Here is a 19,309-nt window from a genome sequence, read left to right as displayed (position 1 = left end):
GTCTGGAGCGCCTGCTCCGCCGGGTTGGCGATGGACTTGAGGACGCTGTCGTTGGCCAGCGCCGGGGTGGCCGCCGCGATGCCCGCACCGAGTGCGAGAAGATGGACCGCTCTCATGGATTCCTCCGACAGACCTTTATCTGCAGCGGGCAGCACAAAGCATTCCCACTGAAGACTGGTCTGCTGTTTGCGACAGGGATCAATTGAGCTCCGGCAGCTCGCGACATGCGACCGACGACATAGGATTAACCCTATCCATCAACCACTTACCCGGCTGGAGCCGCATCCCTGGCGGCCCCCTCAGTCCGAAGCTTGAACGAACTCTAAGAAAATTTCGGGCGCCGTCAACATGCTTTCGCTGGTCGAATGTCGCAGGACAGCGAAGACATTGTGAGAAATTTTCTTGTCACAGATCCCTTATTGCGCCGCACAAAATTGTACGCAGCGCAAAAGTTACTGTTTCAACTTGGAAAGAATCTCTGCTTTACGTCGACCACCATGCGCTTTCGGAATGTGGCGATGGGCAAATCCGGCAATAGGCCGGACGCCATGCATAGGTCGCAGCTCAGCTCGCCGGTCGAAATCGCGTTCTACGGCCCGTCCGCGACGGAGGCGCAAGCGCCTCATCCCGCTAACGGTTCGGTCGCGGACCGAAGTCACCGAAACGTGGCAGTGGATGAGCGGACCCTCGTGCGTTGCCTTGCCGCATCCTCCCGCCTGCGGGGGCGGGAGAGCGGCAGAATCGCGCGAACCGGGGGAATCGGGCGGTCTTACTGTGCGATCACGCCCGGGAAGCGTGCCGCCAGATCGGCACGGGTCGATTCGAGGAAGCCGCGATCACGCTGCCCCCGCGGCCGGTCGATCGGCACCGTCGCAAGCAGGCTCGCCGGGCGGGGCGAAACCAGCAGCAACCGGTCGGCAATTTCCAAGGCCTCGCCCACATTGTGGGTGACCATGAGAATGCTCGTGCGCGTCCGCTGCACCGTATCGACCACGAGGGCGCGCAGACCGGCGGCGGCGGTGTCGTCCAGGGAGACGAACGGTTCGTCCAACACGAGGATGCGCGGTTCCAAGGCCAGCGCCCGGGCCAGCGCCACCCGGCGCTGCATGCCGAGCGACAAGGCGCCGGGGAAGCGCCCGCGCCACGGCGTCAGCCCGAGGGATTCGAACAATTCGTCGAGATCGCGCCCGCGCCGCTCCCGCGGCAGGCCGAGACGCACGTTCTGCTCGATGGTCCGCCAGGGCAGCAGGCGCGGATCCTGAAACACCATGGCGATGCCGGCCGCGGCCGGATCCGGCGACACCGCCCCCTCGAAATCGTGGTCGAGCCCGAGCAGGATGCGCAGGGTCGTGGTCTTGCCCGCGCCCGAGGGACCGATCAGGCAGGTGATCTCGGCGGCGTGCAGCGAGAAGGCGAGACCGCGCACCGCCTCGACCGGCTCGGTGCGGGAGCGGCGATAGACCTTGCGGTCGACCCGCACCGTCAGCAGGGCCGGCGAAGCGACGGTGGTCGGCTCAGCGCCAGCGGCGGACATGGGCGTCGAGGGGCTGGAGGATCAGGGCGTCGATGGCGAGCATCACGCTCATGAAGACGACGCTGTAGCCGATCACGGCCGTCACGTCGAAGAGCGTGAAGTAGTAGTTGATCGCGAAGCCCACGCCGTTCGGGCGTCCGAGCAGCTCGACTACGAGCACGATCTTCCAGGCGAGGGAGATGCCGGAGCGGGCCGCCGCGACCATGAAGGGCTGAAGCTGCGGCAGCAGCACATGGCCGATCCAGGTTCGGCGGTCGAACCGATAGGTCCGCGCCATCTCCTCCAGGCCGGGATCGAGCCCGCGCGCGCCCTCGCGCATGATGACGGCGACGTTGGGCAGCTTGTTGATCGCCACCGCGATGATCGCCGCGGTCTCGGTGAGGCCGAGCCAGACATAGGCCAGAACGGTGACGACCAAGGCCGGGGTGTTCAGGACCACGAGCAGCGGCGTATCGAGCAGTCGATCCGCGAGGCGCGAGCGGCCGAGGACGATGCCGAGCAGCACGCCGAGGCTCATGGCGATGACGAAGGAGATGCCGACGCGGGCGAGGGTCACACCGACATTGAAGAGCAGCGCGCCGCTCTGCGCCTCGCGCAGGATGAAGGCGAACACGGCACTCGGCGCCGGCAGGGTCCGGACATCGGCATAGACCGAGATGCCCTGCCAGAAGGCGAGCAGGACAGCGAGCGAAGCGAGGCGCGCGAGCAGGGCCATGCGTTCGGGTCAGGCGGCCGGGACGAACATCGCGGGCGCCGCCCTCAACCCTTGGAGGTGTCGAGGTAGAGATCCGGCGGCAAGGTCTTGCCGGAGCCGAGAAGCTGGGCCCCCGCGAGCCGCGAGAGCGTGGCGTAGATGCGCTCGCCGTCGGCCCGCTCGGCCCCGACCGTGCGGCGCGGGATGCCGGAGAGGAATTCGCGCTTCAGGGCCTCGAAGGTGGCGTCGTCGTCCGCCGCCATCAGCGGGCGCACATTCGTCCAGGCGGCCGGGTCGTTCGCCAGGGCATCCTTGGCGGCGGTCGAGGCGCGGGCGAAGCCCTTCACCACCTCGGCGCGGTCGGCGACGGTGCGACCCTCGAACAGGTAGCCGATCAGCGCCACCGGCCCCTGCGCACCGAAGGCCCGCATCACGTCGTCGGCCGAGATCAGGCGCTTGAAACCCTTGGCTTGGAGGCGCGCGCAATATTGCCAATAGAGCAGTGCCGCATCGAGCTCGCCGGTCTCCAGCTTCTGCGCCAGGAGGGGCGGTGCGCCATAGGCGATCTGTGCGGCGGATTCGAGATCGAGACCGGATGTCTCGCGTCCTTGCGCCTTCAGCAGGATCCAGTTCTTGTCGAGGGCCCCGCCCGCGACGCCGAGCCGCTTGCCGGTGAGGCCCTTCAGGTCGGTGATGGGGCTGCCCTCCCGCACCATCAGGGCCCCTTCGGTGGTGGAATAGGGTGTGAACCGCACCCCCCTGCCCTCGTTGCCGAGGCGGGCCGCCCAGATCAGGTCGCCGACGATGGCATCGACCTGATCACCGAGGAAAGCGATGCGGGCGGCATCGTTGCCGGCGAGCTTGACGGTTTCGAGGGTGAAGCCGTTGGCCTCGTCGAGGCGCCGCTCCTTGATCACAGCGGCCTCCCAGGAGGCAGTGCCGAATGGCAGGACGCCGAGGCGGAACGTGTCCGCCCCCGCGCGGGCGGACCCGAGTCCAGCCAGCGCCGCCGCTCCGGCTGCGAGCACTCCGCGCCGTGACAGCATCGGCGTCACCTCCCGCTTGTTCGGCTGCGCCCCGCAGGACCGCCATCCTCTTGAAGAATCTCATAAGGGCTGCCCCCCCCGCCGTCCACAGCCGGCCCCGGCCTTTCCCATGCGACACGCAGGCGTGATCCGCTCATGCCGCCCCCCGCTTGCGCGGCCCGCCAGCCCGTCGCACCCTTTCGGACGACGACAGCGAGCGGCAGACCGGGAGACGACGATGACGCAGGCGCGCGAAGCGGTGTTCGACGAGGCCACGGTCGAGCGGAGGCTGAAGGAGGAATTGCCGCAATGGCGGCTGGAGGAGGGCTGGATTCGCCGGACCTACAAGACCGCTTCCTGGAAGAGCACGCTGATGGTGATCAACACGGTGGGCCATCTGGCGGAGGCGGCGTGGCATCACCCGGATCTCACCGCCTCCTATGCCTGGGTCGAGGTGCGGCTCATGAACCACGCCGCCAAGGGCATCACCGAGAAGGACTTCGCGCTGGCGAAGAAGATCGAGGAGGTGGTGGCGTGGCAGCCCGGCGCGGAAGGCGGGGCGCTGGAAGGCACGCCGACCGATCCGCGCTTCGCCTATATCAAGTACGAGAAATAGGCAGCACGCGCCGCGAGTCCGTCCACCCGTTTCAGACTGGTCGGGCGGCCGGATCAAGCTGTCCGGCTTGATCCAGGATCGCCGAAGCGCGGCCATCCGCGGTGCGTGACGCGCGGATACGGTACGGCAGTGGTGCTCCCGTCGGCTCGGCCAGAGAATCCAGCATCCGGGCGCTTCACCAAAGAAAATGGCCGGGCGAACCCGGCCATCTCCTCAATCCCGAGTTCGCAGCGAACTCACTTCTTCATCGAATCGGCCTTCTGGATCAGCGCCTCGGCCATGCGGATCGAGGCGATGTCGATCAGGCGGCCATCGAGGGCCACCGCACCGCGGCCGGCCTTGGCGGCCTCTTCCATGGCTTCGAGGATGCGGCGGGCCTTCTCGACCTCCTTCTCGGAGGGCGTGAACACCTCGTTGGCGAGCTCGATCTGCGAGGGGTGGATCGCCCACTTGCCCTCGTAGCCGGCGGCGGCGCAGCGGCGGGCGGCCGAGAGGTAGCCGTCCTTGTCCGAGAAATCGCCGAACGGACCGTCGATGGGGCGCAGGCCGTAGGCGCGGCAGGCCACCAGCATGCGCTGCTGGGCGAACAGCCACGGATCCTGCCAATGCGTCTCGCGGTTCCCGGCCTCATCCTTGTCGGTGAGCACGGAATAGTCGGGATTGACGCCGCCGATCACGGTCGAGCGGGTGCGGCACGACGCGGCGTAATCGGCCACGCCGAAGGACATCGCCTCGAGGCGCTTGGAGGACTGGGCGATCGCCTCGACATTGGCCATGCCGAGCGCGGTCTCGATCAGCACCTCGAAGCCGAGCTTCTTCTCGCGCTTCTTGGCCTGCTCGATCTGGGTGACGAGCACGTCGATCGCGTAGACGTCCTGCGGCACGCCGACCTTGGGGATCAGGATCATGTCGAGGCGCGGGCAGGCCTCCACGATGTCGACGACGTCCCGGTACATGTAGTGGGTGTCGAGACCGTTGATGCGGATCATCATGGTCTTGGAGCCCCAATCGATCTCGTTCAGGGCCTGGATGATGTTCTTGCGGGCCTGCTCCTTGTCGTCGGGGGCCACCGCGTCCTCGAGATCGAGGAAGATCACGTCGGCGGCGGACTGCGCCGACTTCTCCATGAAGGTCGGGTTCGAGCCGGGAACAGCGAGTTCCGAGCGGTGCAGGCGAGGGGTCGCCTGCTGGATCAGGGTAAAGCTCATCGTGATTCCTCCGTTCTTGAGACCGTCTAGCCTCGGCACCCGCAAGTTCTGCGCGTCGCGCCGTCTATCTCGCGCGCGGGGCCCGGCCGTCTAGCCGAGCCCAGCGACACGTGAGCCTGTTCGTTCGCCTCCACGCCTCATCCCGAAAGCCGGTACCCACCTTTTGGGCCGATGCGCGGAGTACCCGTGCCGCATCGGCTTCTCCGAAAGCCGGCACTCACCTTTCGGGCCGATGCTCTAGCCGGTCGCGCCGAAGCCGACCGCGATGCAGTTGATCGAGAGGAGCAGAGCGGATTTCACCGCCTCGCGCTTGTCCTCGTCGGTCTCGCTGCGATAGCGGCGCAGCAATTCGACCTGCTCGCGGCTGACCTGATTGATGGTCGGCAGGCGCCCGTGCAGGCGCTCCCGGAACTGGGGGAAGCGCTGGGCCAGCTCGCCGTCGCCGCTGATGCGCAGCACCATCGCCTTCGTCAGCGCGTATTCCCGCTCGATCATGCCGAAGATGCGCGCGCGCACGCCCTCGTCCTCGACGAGCCCCGCGTAATCGCGGGCGATCTCCAGATCGACCATGAGCAGCGTCTTCTCGACCTCATCGAGGACGAGACGGAACACCCGCGAATGCTCGAACAAGCGCCGCAGGAGCGCTTCGCCCTGCTCGCCCCGCACGTCGATGAAGCTCTGGAGACCCGATCCCACGCCGTACCAGCCGGTGATGACATGGCGGTTCTGCGACCACGCGAACACCCACGGGATCGCCCGGAGATCCGACAGCGACTTGGCGCCGAAGCGTCGGGCCGGACGCGATCCGATATTGAGGAGCGCGATCTCGTCGAGGGGGCTCGCCGCCTGGAAGTAATCGACTAGGCCGTCCGCCTGGAGCAGGTTGACATAGGCCGCCCGCGAGGCGCCCGAGAGCGCTTCCAGCGCGTCGTCGAGTTCCGAGCGCCCGTTGCTGCCGTTGCTCTCGGAGTGGAGCGCGTGCTCGAAGACCGAGGCTGCGAGCAACTCCATCTGGTAGGCCGCGGTGCCCCGGTTGGCATATTTGAACGAGACGACCTCGCCCTGCTCGGTGATCCGGAAGCGCCCGTTGATCGAGCCCGGCGGCTGGGCGGCGATGCCGCGATGGGTCGGCACGCCGCCGCGGCTCACCGAACCGCCGCGCCCGTGGAAGAAGGCGATCGGCACGCCCGCTTGGCGGCCGAGATCGGTCAGCTTGGTCTGCGCCTTGTACAGCTCCCAGTTCGAGGCGACGAAACCGCCGTCCTTGTTCGAATCGGAATAGCCGATCATCACCTCCTGCACCCCGCCCTGCCAGCGGGTGGAGCGGCGCACGACAGGAACGCCGAGCAATTCCTTCATGATGGTGGGCGCGGCACGCAGATCGTCGATGGTCTCGAACAGGGGCACGATCGGCAGCGGGCAGATCTCGGTGCCCGTCGCGTCGAGGAAGATGCCGGCCTCCTTGGCGAGGAGATAGGCGCCGAGCACATCGACGGTGGAGCGCGTCATCGACAGGATGAAGGCACCGAAGGCCTCGCGGTCGAGTTGCTCGCGCATCTCGCCGACCAGAGCGAAGGTCGCCAGCGTCTCGCGGGCGTCGTCGGGCAGGCGGTCGGCGTAATCCTCGAAGCCGGTCTCCGGATTGCGCGGCCGGGCGAGCTCGGTGAGCAGCCATTCCTTCCAGGCGGGCGCGTCGAGCGCGGGCGGCTCGCGGTCGCCGTTGCGCAGCTTCCAGAGGGCATGCAGCGTCTTGGTCGTCCGCGTGGAATTTTCCCGCAGATCGAGGCGGACGGTCGAAAACCGGAAGATCTCGACCATCCGGCGCACCGGCCGCACGATGTCGGTGGCGAGCGAACCGCACTTGGCGTCGGCGAGCCCCTTCTCCAGCGTGCGCAGGTCGTTGATGAGCCCGTCCGCGCTCGGGTAATCCGGCCCGACCGAGCGGGCCCCCTTGTTGCGGGCGATGGTCGCTTCGAGCTTCCGCAGCACGCAGGACAGGAATTGCCGGTACGCCTCGCCGGGGTTGCGGTTGGCGATGGCGCGGCCGTCGCCCGATTCCGCCAGCAGGCTCGCCAGTTCGGCGCGGAAGCTCTCCGGCACGGGCAACGAGCGCTCGGTGATCGAGAGCACGCGCCCGAGATGGGTGATGCCGTCGCGGTAGCGCCGCAGCGAGGCGAGCGCGTTGCGCTGGAGGGTCTCCCGGGTCACGCTGGCCGTGACGTAGGGATTGCCGTCGCGGTCGCCGCCGATCCAGCTGCCGAACTGGAAGAAGGGCGGCACCTCGAAGGTCTCGTCCGGGTAATACTGCGCGAGGCTCTCTTCGAGGGAGAGCAGCATCTCGGGCAGCATCTCGAACAGCGACTCGTCGAAGAAGTGTAGACCCCAGGCGACTTCGCGCTCGACGGTGGCCTTCTCCAGATGCAGTTCGCCCGTCATCCAGATCAACTCGATCTGGTCGCGCAGCTCGTTCATCAGGCCGTTGCGCTCGCGCTCGGTCCAGCGCGGCAGCTCCAGCTCGCGCAGGACGAGGTAGATGCGGCGCAGCTTCTCCAGCACGGTGACGCGCTTGCCCTCGGTGGGATGCGCCGTGATGGTCGGGCGGATGCGCAGGTTCTTCAGCAGCGCGTGGATCTGCGGCGCGGCGATGCCCTTGGCGGATGCATCGGCCAGCACCTTGGCGAAGGAGCCGCTCAGCGCCTCGCGGCCCTGGCTGCGCTCGACATGGCGGCGGCGGCGCATGGCCGCGTTCTGCTCGGCGATGGAGACGAGCTGGAACCAGATGCCCTGCACCTGAAGGGCGCGGGCCAGCATCTCGGGCGTGTAGGACGAGATGTCGGCGCGGCCGTGCAGCACGTCCTCCAGTTCGGGATCGTGGCGGCGCGCCACGTCGAGGAGGGCGTGGAACAGGATGTCGAGAGCATCCTCGGTCGCGGTGCCGGTGATGACCGGCGGCGCGAAGCTCGAATCGGTCGCGGCTGACGGCCGGGCGTGCAGCGTCTTGGTCATGGAAATCCCCCCGGGCGAGGTTCTTTTTTGCGACTTTGCGGGCCGTGCCCACAGAACGATGGATCGCCTCCATTCACGGGGCGCCTCTCCTTCCCCCGTGCGGGAAGGAGGGAGGGGTGGTGCCGGACGAGGCGAAGCGGTGCCGTCTGCCCGACCCCCACCCTCGCCCCTCCCCGCGAGGGGGAGGGGAATCCGCTCAGGCCGCGCGGGCGAGAACGTCGGCGACGGTCTGGCCGAAGGAACCTGGATCGGGCGCCACGGTCAGCCCGTAGGAGCGCATGATCTCGGCCTTCTCGGCGGCGCTGTCGCCGGTGGCCGAGATGATGGCGCCCGCGTGCCCCATGCGGCGGCCCTTCGGCGCGGTGAGACCGGCGACGAAGCCGATCACGGGCTTGGAGAAGTTCTCCTTGATCCAGGCCGAGGCCTCGGCCTCCTGCGGACCGCCGATCTCGCCGATCATCAGCACGGCCTCGGTCTCCGGGTCCTGCTCGAACAGGGCGAGGTGATCGAGGAAGGAGGATCCGTTGATCGGATCGCCGCCGATGCCGACCGAGGTCGAGATGCCGATGCCGAGCGCCATCATCTGCGCGGCGGCCTCGTAGCCGAGGGTGCCGGAGCGAGAGATGACGCCGACCTTGCCCGGCAGGTAGATGTGGCCGGGCATGATGCCGAGCATCGACTTGCCCGGCGAGATGATGCCGGCGCAGTTCGGGCCCACCACCATGGTGCGCTTCTCTTTCGGATAGCGGCGCAGGTAGCGCTTCACCCGCATCATGTCCTGGGCCGGGATGCCGTCGGTGATCGAGCAGACCAGCGCAAGGCCGGCATCGGCCGCCTCCATGATCGCGTCCGCGGCGAAGGGGGGCGCCACGAAGGTGATCGAGGTGGTGGCGCCGGTGGCGGCCACCGCGTCCTTGACGGTGTTGAACACCGGGACGCCGCAATGGGTCTTGCCGCCCTTGCCGGGGGTGACGCCGCCGACGACGTTCGAGCCGTAGGCGATCATTTCCTTGGCGTGGAAGGTGCCCTTATCGCCCGTGATGCCCTGGACGATGATCGGGGTCTTCTCGTCGATGAGAATGCTCATGGCGTGATCCTCCCCGTTCCGTTAGCGCTTGGCGCCGTTGCAGGCCTCGACGGCCTTCTTGGCGGCGTCCGTCAGGGTGTCGGCGGTGATGAGGTCGAGCCCGCTCTCGGCGATGATCTTCTGACCCTCTTCGACATTGGTGCCGGCCAGACGCACCACCAGCGGCACGTCGATCTTCACTTCCTTCGCCGCCTTCACGACACCCTCCGCGACCCAGTCGCAGCGGTTGATGCCGGCGAAGATGTTGACCAGGATCGCCTTCACGTTGCGGTCCGACAGGACCAGCCGGAAGGCGGTCGCGACGCGGTCGGGACTGGCGCCGCCGCCGACGTCGAGGAAGTTCGCCGGCTCACCGCCCGCGTGCTTGATCATGTCCATGGTCGCCATGGCGAGGCCGGCGCCGTTGACGATGCAGCCGATCTCGCCGTCGAGGCCGATATAGCTGAGGTTGTGCTCGGCGGCCTGGGCCTCGCGGGGGTCGCCCTGGGACGGGTCGTGCATGTCCGCGATGTTGCGGCGGCGGAACAGGGCGTTGTCGTCGAAGGACATCTTGGCGTCGAGCGCCAGCACCCGGTCATCCTTGGTGACGACCAGCGGGTTGATCTCCAGCATGGTGCCGTCGCAGTCGCGGAACGCCCGGTAGGCGTTCATGATGGTCTTTACCGCGGCCGAGACCTGCTTGATGTTCAGTCCGAGCTGGAACGCGATCTCGCGGGCCTGGAATTGCTGGAGGCCGACCGCCGGCTCGACGACAACCTGGATCAGGGCCTCAGGCTCCTTGGCGGCGATCTCCTCGATGTCCATGCCGCCGCGCTGGGAAGCGATGACCCGGACGCGCTCGGCCTTCCGGTCCAGCACGTAGCCGAGATAGAGCTCGCGCTCGAAGGGATCGGCGGTCTCGACATAGACGCGCTGTACCGGCTTGCCGTCGGGTCCGGTCTGGAGCGTGACGAGACGCTTGCCGAGCAGATCGCGGGCGGCGTCGCGCACCTCGTTATAGGTCCGGCAGAGCTTGATGCCGCCGGCCTTGCCGCGGGCACCGGCATGGATCTGGGCCTTGACCGCCCAGAACGAGCCGCCGAGTTCGGTCGCGGCGTAGACCGCCTGGTCGGGGCTGAAGGCCACGGCGCCCTTGGGTACGGCGACCCCGAAGCTCGCGAGCAGCTCTTTTGCTTGGTACTCGTGAACGTCCATCGAGACCTCCTTCGCGTTTCCTCGCGTTTCGTTGGAGCGACCTTCGCGGAAAAATTACTTTTCGGGAAGCGGGTCTGCTCTCAATATTTTCTTTTGTAGTGCTTTAGTTTGCTTGCCCGTCAAAGACTTAGCGGGCTTCTAAAGTGATCGGTCGGCTGATCGGATGTCGCCGATCCCACTCAAGACCTCATCCTGAGATGCGGAGCGAAGCGGAGCCTCGAAGGAGGGCTCCAGACGTCTCAGTGATCCCTGGAGCCCTCCTCTGAGGCCCGCTGCGCGGGCACCTCAGGATGAGGACCAGGATGAGAGAGAGGGCCGTGGCCCTCCCCCGTTCGTCAGCTCACCTTGCCCTTGACGACCTCGTAGACCCGCTCGTTCAGCGCGGCCGCCTCGCCCAGGATCGTCTCCAGTTCCTTGAGGCGTTCCTCGGCGAAGGCGCGGTCGTCCAGGCCCTTGGCGTTGACGTAGACGTTGAGCGCTGCCGAGCGCAGGCCGGCGAAGGCGGAGAGCACCGCGACGCCCGCGTCCGAGATGACGTTGAGATTGCCCTTGTCGGCGGTGATCTCGGCGAGATCGATGACCTCGCGGCAGGCGCGGCAGCAGGCGAGCGGCACGTCGGTGGCGGTCTTCAACGCCGCCTGGATCTTGTCCGCCCGCGCGGCTTTCTCCTCGTCGGTGTTCTTCGGGAGCCCGTAGGCGCCCATGACCGCGTCGAACGCCTCGACATCGTCGGCGATCATGCCGGTGAGGGTCTTCCGGAGCGCCTCGGACTTCTCCAGGACACCCTTCAGCTCGGCCTCGACCTCGACATACTTCTTCTTGCCGATGGTGAGGTTGCACACCATCGAGACGAGGGCCGCACCCATGGCACCGGAGATGGCGGCGGCACCGCCGCCGCCGGGGGTCGGAGCCGAACTCGCCAGCCCGTCGAGGAATTTCGCGATGGTCTCGTTCTCGGCCATCACGCCATCTCCTTCGCCAGCTTGTAGATCTCTTCCGCGTCGAACACGCCTTCGCTCGACTCGAACAGCTTGGCGATGCAGGCGCGGTGCAGCTTGAGCTTCAGGCCGCCGATGCCCAGGGCGCCGAAAGCACGCTTGCCACCGTATTCCTTGCCCTTGTCGGTGGCGTCGATCCCGCCGATGCCGAGCGGGGGCTGGGCGTTGTAATCCGCCACGATCTCGATCGAGGCCTCGTTCTGCCACGCCGCCTGCGGCAGCAATTCCAGGCCGATCGCGCCGGCGGCGAAGACGAGATGGGCGCCCTTCACGACTTCCGAGCGCGAGGCGTCGTCCGGCGTCTCGGCGGCGGTGACGTTCACCTTGAAGCGCTTGTTCACGGAATCGGCCGCGGCCTGCGCCTTGTCGAGCTTGCGCCCGCACAGCACGACTTCGGCCCCCTCGCCGGCGAGCAGGGCCGCCGAGCGCATCCCGACCGGGCCGGTGCCGGCGAGCACCACGGCCTTCTTGCCCTGCACCGAACCGCCGGCCGCCTTGACGACGAGGGCGACACCCGCCGCGGCGGTGGTGTTGGAGCCGTTCGAATCCAGCATGCAGGAGACGCGGAACGGGCCGAAGAAGCGCTTCTTGACCGCCTGGAACACCCGTTCGCCGGCCGCCATGTCGCCGCCGCCGACGAAGATCGCCGTCGACTGCTTCTCCTTGCCGCCGCGGGTGTAGATCGTGCCGTCGACATAGGCGCCGACGTTCTCGGGCGTGACGTTGCCGTAACCGGTGATGTGGTCGGCACCGCCATCGTAGCCGACGACGACGTCGAACACGCTCGGCGCGGGATCCGTGTCGAACTGGAAGAGCAGCTTCTTGGACATGATACCTCTGAGAGTCGGTGTCCGCGCGAGACGCGGAGCGCTTCCTTGAATGGCCCCCGGGCCACCCCTTCAAACCCATCATTCCGGGACGCTGACAAGCGAGCCCGGAATCGACCCGTGATGCGGCGACGCGCACCGATCCGTTGTGCCGAGTCGTGGATTGCACGCCTCTGGCGCGCCCCTCCGGTTCCGGGCTCCGCCACGCGGTCCCGGAACGACGACAGGGGTGGTTGTTCCTACGCCTCGACGACGTTCTGAGGCTTGCCCGCGACGAAGGCCTCGACATTGTCGACGAGCTGGTCGGCGAGGATCTGCATCGCCTCCTTGCTCGCCCAGGCGACGTGCGGGGTCACGATCAGATTCGGCAGGTCGGCCTCGCAGAGGATGTTGCCGTCCTTCGGCGGCTCCTGGGCCACCACGTCGAAGCCGGCGCCGCCGATGGTGCCGTCCTTCAGCGCCTGCAGGAGCGCCGCCTCGTCCACGAGCCCGCCGCGGGCCGTGTTGATGAGGATCGCCGAAGGCTTCATCTTCTTCAGCTGCTCGGCCCCGATCATGTTCTTGGTGTCGGGGGTGAGCGGCACGTGCAGGGTGATGACGTCCGACTGCGTCAGGATCGTCTCCAGATCGACGAGGCCGTCCTGCGGGAACACGTCGAAGGCCAGCACCTTCATGCCCAGCGCCTCGGCCCGCTTGGCGATCGACTTGCCGAGCGCCCCGTAGCCGATGATGCCGAGCGTCGAGCCGGCGATGTCGTAGATCGGATAGTCGAAATAGCAGAATTGCTTGGACTTGTTCCAATCACCGCGGCGCACGGAATTGGCGTAGGGGACGATGGCGCGGCGCAGCGCGAACATCAGGCCCACCACGTGCTCGGGCACGGTGTTGAATGCGTAGTTGCGGATGTTGACGACGGTGATGCCCTGCGCCTTGGCGGCGGCCTTGTCGACGACGTCCGTGCCCGTGGCGGCGACCGCGATCAGCTTGAGGTCGGGAAGCTGCTTCAGCGTGTCGGCGCGCATCGGCACCTTGTTGATCAGAGCGATCTCGGCGCCCTGGAGCCGCTCGACGATCTCCTCCGGCGTCCAGGTCGACTCGTATTCCTTGTACTCGTGCGGGAAGTTGAATTCGCGAACCTTCGCATCGAGCGACTCGCGGTCAAGGAACACGACTTTCTTCGTCATTCTGGACCCCTTCCGGCCGACCGGCGCTGGCGTCCGCCGACCCTGTTTCCTCACCCGGCGTTACTTAGTGGAAGCGGCGCCGTTGGAACCGGCGCCGCTTCTGAAATCAGGCCTTGTTGAGCGGGTTCTCGCGCAGGTAGCTGGAGGCCGCCGCGACGCCGGATCCGGGGGTCACGTTCACGCCGTTGTCGATGAGCGACATCTCGGCACCGGCGATGGCGCCGAGCAGCGACAGCTCGTTGAGATCGCCGACATGGCCGATGCGGAACACCTTGCCGGCGACCTGGCTGAGGCCAGCGCCGAGGGCGAGGTTGTAGCGCACGTAGGCGTGCTTGATGATCTTGGCCGCGTCCACACCCTCGGGCGCCAGGATGGCGGTGACGGTGTCGGAGTTCCATTCCGGCGACTTGGCGCAGGTCTTCAGACCCCAGGCCGCGACGGCCTGGCGGGTCGCCTCGCCGAGCACGGCGTGGCGGTGATAGACGTTCTCCAGGCCTTCCTCGAACAGGCAGGCGAGCGCCTCGCGCAGGCCGTAGAGCAGCGGCAGCGGCGGGGTGTAGGGGAAGTAGCCGGCCGGGTTCTGCTTCTTGTGGTCTTCCCAGTCGAAGTAGACGCGGGCGAGGCGGTCGTTGCGGCCGGACTGGCCTTCCGCGGCCTTGAGGGCCTTCGGGCTGACGCAGATCACGCCGAGGCCGGCGGGCAGCATCAGGCCCTTCTGGGAGCCGGCGATGGCGCAGTCGACCTTCCACTCGTCGGCCTTGAACGGCAGCGAGCCGATCGAGGACACGCCGTCGACGAACAGCAGGGCCGGGTGGCCGGCGGCGTCGATGGCCTTGCGCACGGCGCCGATATTCGAGGTCACGCCGGTCGCGGTCTCGTTATGGACCACCATGACGGCCTTGATCTCGTGGTTCTTGTCGGCGCGCAGAGCCTCCTCGATCTTCTCGGGCTTGGCGCCGGTGCCCCACTCCTCCTCCTGCACGATCACGTCCAGGCCGAGGCGCTGGGCCATGTCGATCCAGAGGTGGCTGAACTGGCCGAAGCGGGAGGCCAGGACCTTGTCGCCGCGGGCGAGGGTGTTGGACAGGGCCGATTCCCAGATGCCGGTGCCGGAGGCCGGGAACAGGAAGATCGTGCCGTCGGTCGAGCCGAAGACCTTCTTGGTGTCCTCGAACAGCGGCTTCGTCAGCGACGGGAAGTCGACCGAACGGTGATCCTCGGACTGCACCATCATGGCGCGCATCACGCGGTCCGGAATGTTGGTCGGGCCGGGAACGAACAGGTGGTTGCGTCCCGGACGTCTCGTTGCCGCCATGAATGTCTCCTCCGCTTAAACTTGCGGGCCAGCCTCCGCGCGACCGCGCGCCGGCCCATCCTGGATGGCGGGCGCGAGCCCGCCGCGAAACGTCATCGGCCCAGCGGCGCGCACGAAGCGTCCACCGAAGGAAACCGTAACTCTGCGATGTCGGATCGTCGACCGGCCCGGAGCGGCGAAGCGGCTATGATCCCGCCCGCGTCGCGGCGCGTGCAGACACGCCGGTCGCCTCCGAAAGAACCGAGCCCTCGATGCGTCAGCCTCGCGGCGCATTCAAGCGCGCTCCCGCTGATAGCCGTCGGCGTCCCCAACCCGTCGCGGTCATCCTGCACCTCTGGCGGGCGCCTCCCGCGCGAGCCTCGACGGCCCGCGCGCGGCGGATGACCTTGGCCGCCGTTATGCGCCCCCTCGCGCAAGATGCAAAACCGAAAAAACTGAACTGAAAAACAAAAAGATTTTCGTATGCGCGGCCCGCAGGCGGCCCCTGCGCGAAGCCCCGGCGGGCGACGCCCGATCCTCGCCCCGGCCATCCTCGAGCGACCCGCAGGGTCCCCGGGCCGCTGCGGGAAGGATCCTTCCGGTCTCCGGCGTCCGCCGTCATCAAACTGAGATCGGATTGGGTTTTGGCTCTGGCCGATTGAGGCCGGAGGTGCTGGTGTCACAGGATCCGGAGACGACCATCCGCGTTCGGACGCTGTTCCTGTCCGATCTGCATCTCGGCACCAAGGGCTGCCAGGCGGCCCTGCTGCTCGACTTCCTTCGCGAGGTCGATGCCGACACGATCTACCTCGTCGGCGACATCGTCGACGGCTGGCAGCTGCGCTCGGGCTGGTACTGGCCCCAGGACCACAACGACGTGGTGCAGAAGATGCTGCGCAAGGTGCGCAAGGGCGCCCACGTCGTCTACGTGCCGGGCAACCACGACGAATTCCTGCGCGATTACATCGGCATGACCTTCGGCGGCGTCGAGATCGCCGAGAGCCGGATCCACGAGGCCGCGGACGGCAAGCGCTACCTCGTCATCCACGGCGATCAGTTCGACATGGTGGTGCGCCACTCCAAGTGGCTCGCCCATCTGGGCGACTGGGCCTACACGTCGGCGCTCGCCGTCAACACCGTGGTCAACCGCGTCCGCCGCCGCCTCGGCCTCCCCTACTGGTCGCTCTCGGCCTGGGCCAAGCTGAAGGTCAAGAACGCGGTCAACTTCATCGGCCAGTTCGAGACCTTCCTGGCCGCGGAAGCCAAGCGCCAGGGCGCGGACGGGGTGGTGTGCGGCCATATCCACCACGCCGCCCACCGCCAGATCGAGGGGCTGACCTATCTGAATACCGGCGATTGGGTGGAATCCTGCACCGGCATCGTCGAGCATTACGACGGCCGGATGGAGGTGCTGCACTATCCGACCCTGCTGCGCGAGCGGAGCGCGGCGGCGGAGGCCTACGAGCCCGCCGATATCCGCCGCGCCGTCGCCTGACGGTTCGCGATGCGGCTCCTCATCGCCACCGATGCGTGGCATCCACAGGTCAACGGCGTGGTGCGCTCGATCGAGCGCATGACGGAAGCCGGCGCCGGCCTCGGGATCGAGACGGTGTTGCTCACCCCCGCCGATTTCGCGTCCCTGCCGATGCCCGGCTATGCCGAGATCCGGCTGTCCCTCGTCACCAAGGGCCGGGTCCTCGCCCGCTGGGACCGGCTCGCCCCCACCCATGTCCATATCGCCACCGAAGGCCCGATCGGCCACGCGGTGCGCGGGGCCTGCCTGCGGCTCGGGCAGCCCTTCACCACGAGCTATCACACCCGCTTCCCGGAATACCTCGCCGCCCGCGCCCCCGTGCCGGAAGCCTGGAGCTATGCGTGGCTGCGCCGCTTCCACGCGGCCGGCAGCGGCACCATGGTGAGCACGCCCTCGCTGGAGCGGGAACTGGCCGGGCGGGGCTTCACGGGACTGATGCGCTGGACGCGCGGCGTCGACACCGACCTGTTTCGCCCGCGCGACGACAGCGCCTTTCCGGGACTGCCGCGCCCGATCTTCCTCTCGGTCGGACGGCTCGCGGTTGAGAAGAATCTCTCCGCCTTCCTCGACCTCGACCTGCCGGGCTCGAAGGTCGTCGTCGGCGACGGACCCGACCGGGCTCGCCTCCAGGCGATGGCGCCGGACGCCCATTTCCTCGGCGCGCTCACGGGCGAGGCGCTCGCGCGGGCCTATGCCGGGGCCGACGCGTTCGTGTTCCCGAGCCTGACCGACACCTTCGGCATCGTGCTGCTCGAAGCCCTCGCCAGCGGCGTGCCGGTGGCGGCCTTTCCGGTGACCGGGCCGCTCGACGTGATCGGCGGAACCGGCGCGGGTGCCCTCGACACCGATCTGCGCGCGGCGGCACTCGCGGCGCTCAACGTGCCGCGGGCGCGCTGCCGGCAGGAGGCGCTGCGCTACACCTGGGCCGAGAGCGCAAACCAGTTCTTCGACAACATCGTCCTCGCCCACGCCGTCGGCCCGATGCACGCGCGACGGCGCGTGGCGACGGGCGGGCGCATCGACGAAGGGGATGCGGCCCCACCGGACCTGACGGGACGGGATGAGGCCGAAGGCAAGCGGTTCGCCTGAGCGGAGCGTCGTCCTCCGCTTTTTCGGGGCTCATGGGATGACCGGCACCGGCCGGGATGCGAGACAGGTCCCCGCCCACAATCTCCTCGCGCTATTCCCTCGCCCGGTTCATCCAAACAGCATGCGTCCTTTCGATCCCGCCCTCGCCGCGCGTTATCCGGCCGTGATCGGCTGCGACGAGGTCGGGCGCGGCGCCCTGTGCGGGCCGGTGATGGTCGCGGCCGTGTGGTTCGATCCTCTCGCCTTCCCGCCCGACTTGCTGGCCCGCCTCGACGACAGCAAGCGCCTCGACCGCGCCGCCCGCGAGGCGCTGACGCCGCTGATCCGCGCGCGGGCCCGGGTGGCCCTGGCCGCCGGATCGCGGGCCCTGGTCGACCGGATCAACGTGCGCGCCGCCACCCTCGACGCCATGCGCCGGGCGGTGGAGCGCCTGTCGATCGACGGGACGGTGCTGGTCGATGGCCGCGACACGATCCCCGGCCTGACCCAGCCCTGCCGCGCGGTGATCGGCGGCGACCGGCTCGTGCCGCAGATCGCCGCCGCCTCGATCGTCGCCAAGACCTTTCGCGACGACCTGATGCGCCGGCTCGCCGAGCGGCACCCCGCCTATGCCTGGGAGCGCAATGCCGGCTACGGCACCGCCGCCCATCTCGCCGGCCTCTCGACGCTCGGCCGCAGCCCCCATCACCGCGTGAGTTTCACGGGGCGGTTCGGGGACGGCGTCCCGCACCGATCGATCCCCCTCGCATCCTCCTCCTGAGGTGCCGTCGGCTCAGAACAGCGCCAGCTGCTCCCCCACCCGCGGCGGCGGGCGAAACAGCTCGGTCGTCTGCCGCAGCGGCTCCTCCGGGAATCCCAGCCGGCGCTTGGCCAGGGCGAAGCGCCGGCGGATCAGGTCGGCATAGGGGCCCTGCCCGATCATGCGGGTGCCGAAGGTGGCATCGTAGGCTCGGCCGCCCCGCGCACCGCTCAGCAGCGAGAACACGTGCTCGCGCCGCCCCGGATAATGCTCCGAGAACCAGTCGCCGACGAGGTCGTCCAGTTCGTGCGGCAGACGCAGCAGCACGTAGGATGCCTCGCGGGCGCCCGCCGCCCGTACCGTCTCCAGGATCGCCTCGATCTCATGATCGTTGAGCGAGGGGATGATCGGCGCGACGATCGCCATCACCGGCACGCCGGCAGCGGCCAAGCCCTCGATCGCCTCCAGGCGCTTACCCGGATGGGGAACGCGGGGCTCCATCCGCCGGGCCAGAGTCGGATCGAGGGTGGTGACCGAGATCGCCACCTTCACGAGACCCTGCGCCGCCATCTCGGCGAGGATGTCGCGGTCGCGCAGGATCAGGTTCGACTTGGTGACGATGCCGACCGGATGGCGGAAGCGGGCCAGCACCTCCAGCACCGCGCGGGTGATGCGGTGTTCCCGCTCGATCGGCTGGTAGGGATCCGTCGCGGTGCCGAGGGCGATGGTGCGCGGCCGGTATCCCGGCGCCGACAGCTCCTGCTCCAGCAGCGCGGCCGCATCGGGCTTCGTGAACAGCTTGGTCTCGAAATCGAGCCCCGGCGAGAGCCCGACATAGCTGTGGTTCGGGCGCGCGAAGCAGTAGATGCAGCCGTGCTCGCAGCCCCGGTAGGGGTTGATGGAGCGGTCGAACGAGATGTCCGGCGAGGCGTTGCGGGTGATGATGGTGCGGGCGCGCTCGACCGTCACCTCCGTGCGCCGGGACGTCGCCTCGTCCGGAAGCCAACCATCGTCGAACGCCTCGCGCCGCGCCGCCTCGAAGCGACCGTCCGGGTTGGCGGTCGCCCCGCGCCCGCGCCGCCCCTCCGCGGCGACGCGGTTGCCGGCGAGCCGAACCGAAGCCGCATCCGGCATACCCCCCATCGTCCCTGGTCCCTTTCTGTATCTCTAAGGAACATATCATGAACATGAACGCCGCGACTGCACAAGATTCGTGCATCCCCGGAAATACACACCTGTCGCCAGTGAAGCCGGCATGGCCTAGAGCATCGCCCGAATGG

Annotated in this window: 16 protein-coding genes; 4 read left to right on the top strand and 12 right to left on the bottom strand. The window is 68.0% G+C overall.

Going from position 1 to position 19,309, the window contains the following annotated elements; all coding sequences use genetic code 11:
* Positions 1-769: 769 nt before the first annotated feature.
* Genes OWC43_RS09560 through OWC43_RS09550 form a run of 3 tightly spaced genes read right to left on the bottom strand, consistent with a single transcriptional unit; the run spans position 770 to position 3,274 of the window.
* Positions 770-1,534 carry an ABC transporter ATP-binding protein gene (locus tag OWC43_RS09560; RefSeq protein ID WP_393956479.1) on the bottom strand — a complete coding sequence of 255 codons (765 nt, stop codon included), beginning with the start codon at positions 1,532-1,534 and terminating at the stop codon, positions 770-772.
* Positions 1,515-2,249 carry an ABC transporter permease gene (locus OWC43_RS09555; RefSeq protein WP_393956478.1) on the bottom strand — a complete coding sequence of 245 codons (735 nt, stop codon included), beginning with the start codon at positions 2,247-2,249 and terminating at the stop codon, positions 1,515-1,517. The genes OWC43_RS09560 and OWC43_RS09555 overlap by 20 nt, the downstream gene beginning before the upstream one ends.
* A gap of 44 nt (positions 2,250-2,293) precedes the next feature.
* Complete coding sequence (locus tag OWC43_RS09550) at positions 2,294-3,274, bottom strand: ABC transporter substrate-binding protein (protein ID WP_137829705.1); 981 nt, start codon at positions 3,272-3,274, stop codon at positions 2,294-2,296.
* 217 nt (positions 3,275-3,491) lie between these two features.
* Here OWC43_RS09550 and OWC43_RS09545 point away from each other — a divergent pair, with 217 nt between their 5' ends.
* Positions 3,492-3,869: a 4a-hydroxytetrahydrobiopterin dehydratase gene (locus OWC43_RS09545; protein ID WP_393956477.1), complete on the top strand. Its 378-nt coding sequence runs from the start codon at positions 3,492-3,494 to the stop codon at positions 3,867-3,869.
* A gap of 236 nt (positions 3,870-4,105) precedes the next feature.
* On the opposite strand, the gene OWC43_RS09540 is transcribed toward OWC43_RS09545, so the two are convergent.
* The 8 genes from OWC43_RS09540 to OWC43_RS09505 form a co-directional block, all read right to left on the bottom strand.
* Positions 4,106-5,077: a CoA ester lyase gene (locus OWC43_RS09540; protein WP_137829707.1), complete on the bottom strand. Its 972-nt coding sequence runs from the start codon at positions 5,075-5,077 to the stop codon at positions 4,106-4,108.
* A gap of 237 nt (positions 5,078-5,314) precedes the next feature.
* Positions 5,315-8,083, bottom strand: coding sequence for a phosphoenolpyruvate carboxylase (locus tag OWC43_RS09535; RefSeq protein ID WP_137829708.1), 2,769 nt, complete (start codon positions 8,081-8,083; stop codon positions 5,315-5,317).
* A 196-nt stretch (positions 8,084-8,279) separates the two neighbouring features.
* Positions 8,280-9,170: a succinate--CoA ligase subunit alpha gene (sucD, locus tag OWC43_RS09530; protein ID WP_137829710.1), complete on the bottom strand. Its 891-nt coding sequence runs from the start codon at positions 9,168-9,170 to the stop codon at positions 8,280-8,282.
* 21 nt (positions 9,171-9,191) lie between these two features.
* Positions 9,192-10,364, bottom strand: a complete 1,173-nt coding sequence (locus OWC43_RS09525; RefSeq protein ID WP_137829711.1) for a malate--CoA ligase subunit beta — start codon at positions 10,362-10,364, stop codon at positions 9,192-9,194.
* A gap of 335 nt (positions 10,365-10,699) precedes the next feature.
* The gene (fchA, locus tag OWC43_RS09520) at positions 10,700-11,326 is read right to left on the bottom strand and encodes a methenyltetrahydrofolate cyclohydrolase (protein WP_137829712.1); all 627 of its coding nucleotides are present in this window, start codon (positions 11,324-11,326) and stop codon (positions 10,700-10,702) included.
* Positions 11,326-12,192 (bottom strand): NADP-dependent methylenetetrahydromethanopterin/methylenetetrahydrofolate dehydrogenase, encoded by an 867-nt coding sequence (locus tag OWC43_RS09515; protein ID WP_238307363.1) that lies wholly within the window; start codon positions 12,190-12,192, stop codon positions 11,326-11,328. Before OWC43_RS09515 ends, fchA begins: the two co-directional genes overlap by 1 nt.
* A 236-nt stretch (positions 12,193-12,428) precedes the next feature.
* Positions 12,429-13,373, bottom strand: a complete 945-nt coding sequence (locus tag OWC43_RS09510) for a D-2-hydroxyacid dehydrogenase (RefSeq protein WP_137829714.1) — start codon at positions 13,371-13,373, stop codon at positions 12,429-12,431.
* A 106-nt stretch (positions 13,374-13,479) separates the two neighbouring features.
* Positions 13,480-14,688 (bottom strand): aminotransferase class V-fold PLP-dependent enzyme, encoded by a 1,209-nt coding sequence (locus OWC43_RS09505; RefSeq protein WP_137829715.1) that lies wholly within the window; start codon positions 14,686-14,688, stop codon positions 13,480-13,482.
* A 655-nt stretch (positions 14,689-15,343) separates the two neighbouring features.
* Between OWC43_RS09505 and OWC43_RS09500 the strand changes: the two genes are divergently transcribed.
* The 3 genes from OWC43_RS09500 to OWC43_RS09490 all read left to right on the top strand — a co-directional run bounded on the left by OWC43_RS09500 (position 15,344) and on the right by OWC43_RS09490 (position 18,050).
* Positions 15,344-16,162, top strand: coding sequence for a UDP-2,3-diacylglucosamine diphosphatase (locus tag OWC43_RS09500; protein ID WP_137829716.1), 819 nt, complete (start codon positions 15,344-15,346; stop codon positions 16,160-16,162).
* A 9-nt stretch (positions 16,163-16,171) separates the two neighbouring features.
* A complete protein-coding gene (locus OWC43_RS09495; RefSeq protein ID WP_393956476.1) occupies positions 16,172-17,290 on the top strand; it encodes a glycosyltransferase family 4 protein in 1,119 nt (372 codons plus the stop codon).
* 121 nt (positions 17,291-17,411) lie between these two features.
* Complete coding sequence (locus tag OWC43_RS09490) at positions 17,412-18,050, top strand: ribonuclease HII (RefSeq protein ID WP_393956475.1); 639 nt, start codon at positions 17,412-17,414, stop codon at positions 18,048-18,050.
* Between the two features lie 12 nt (positions 18,051-18,062).
* Here OWC43_RS09490 and OWC43_RS09485 read toward each other — a convergent pair whose 3' ends face one another.
* Positions 18,063-19,163 carry a PA0069 family radical SAM protein gene (locus OWC43_RS09485; RefSeq protein WP_393956474.1) on the bottom strand — a complete coding sequence of 367 codons (1,101 nt, stop codon included), beginning with the start codon at positions 19,161-19,163 and terminating at the stop codon, positions 18,063-18,065.
* Positions 19,164-19,309 lie beyond the last annotated feature (146 nt).

The organism is Methylorubrum sp. POS3 (genome assembly GCF_043352485.1).
Lineage (GTDB): Bacteria > Pseudomonadota > Alphaproteobacteria > Rhizobiales > Beijerinckiaceae > Methylobacterium > Methylobacterium suomiense.
This window is presented reverse-complemented; position numbering and strand designations above follow the sequence as displayed.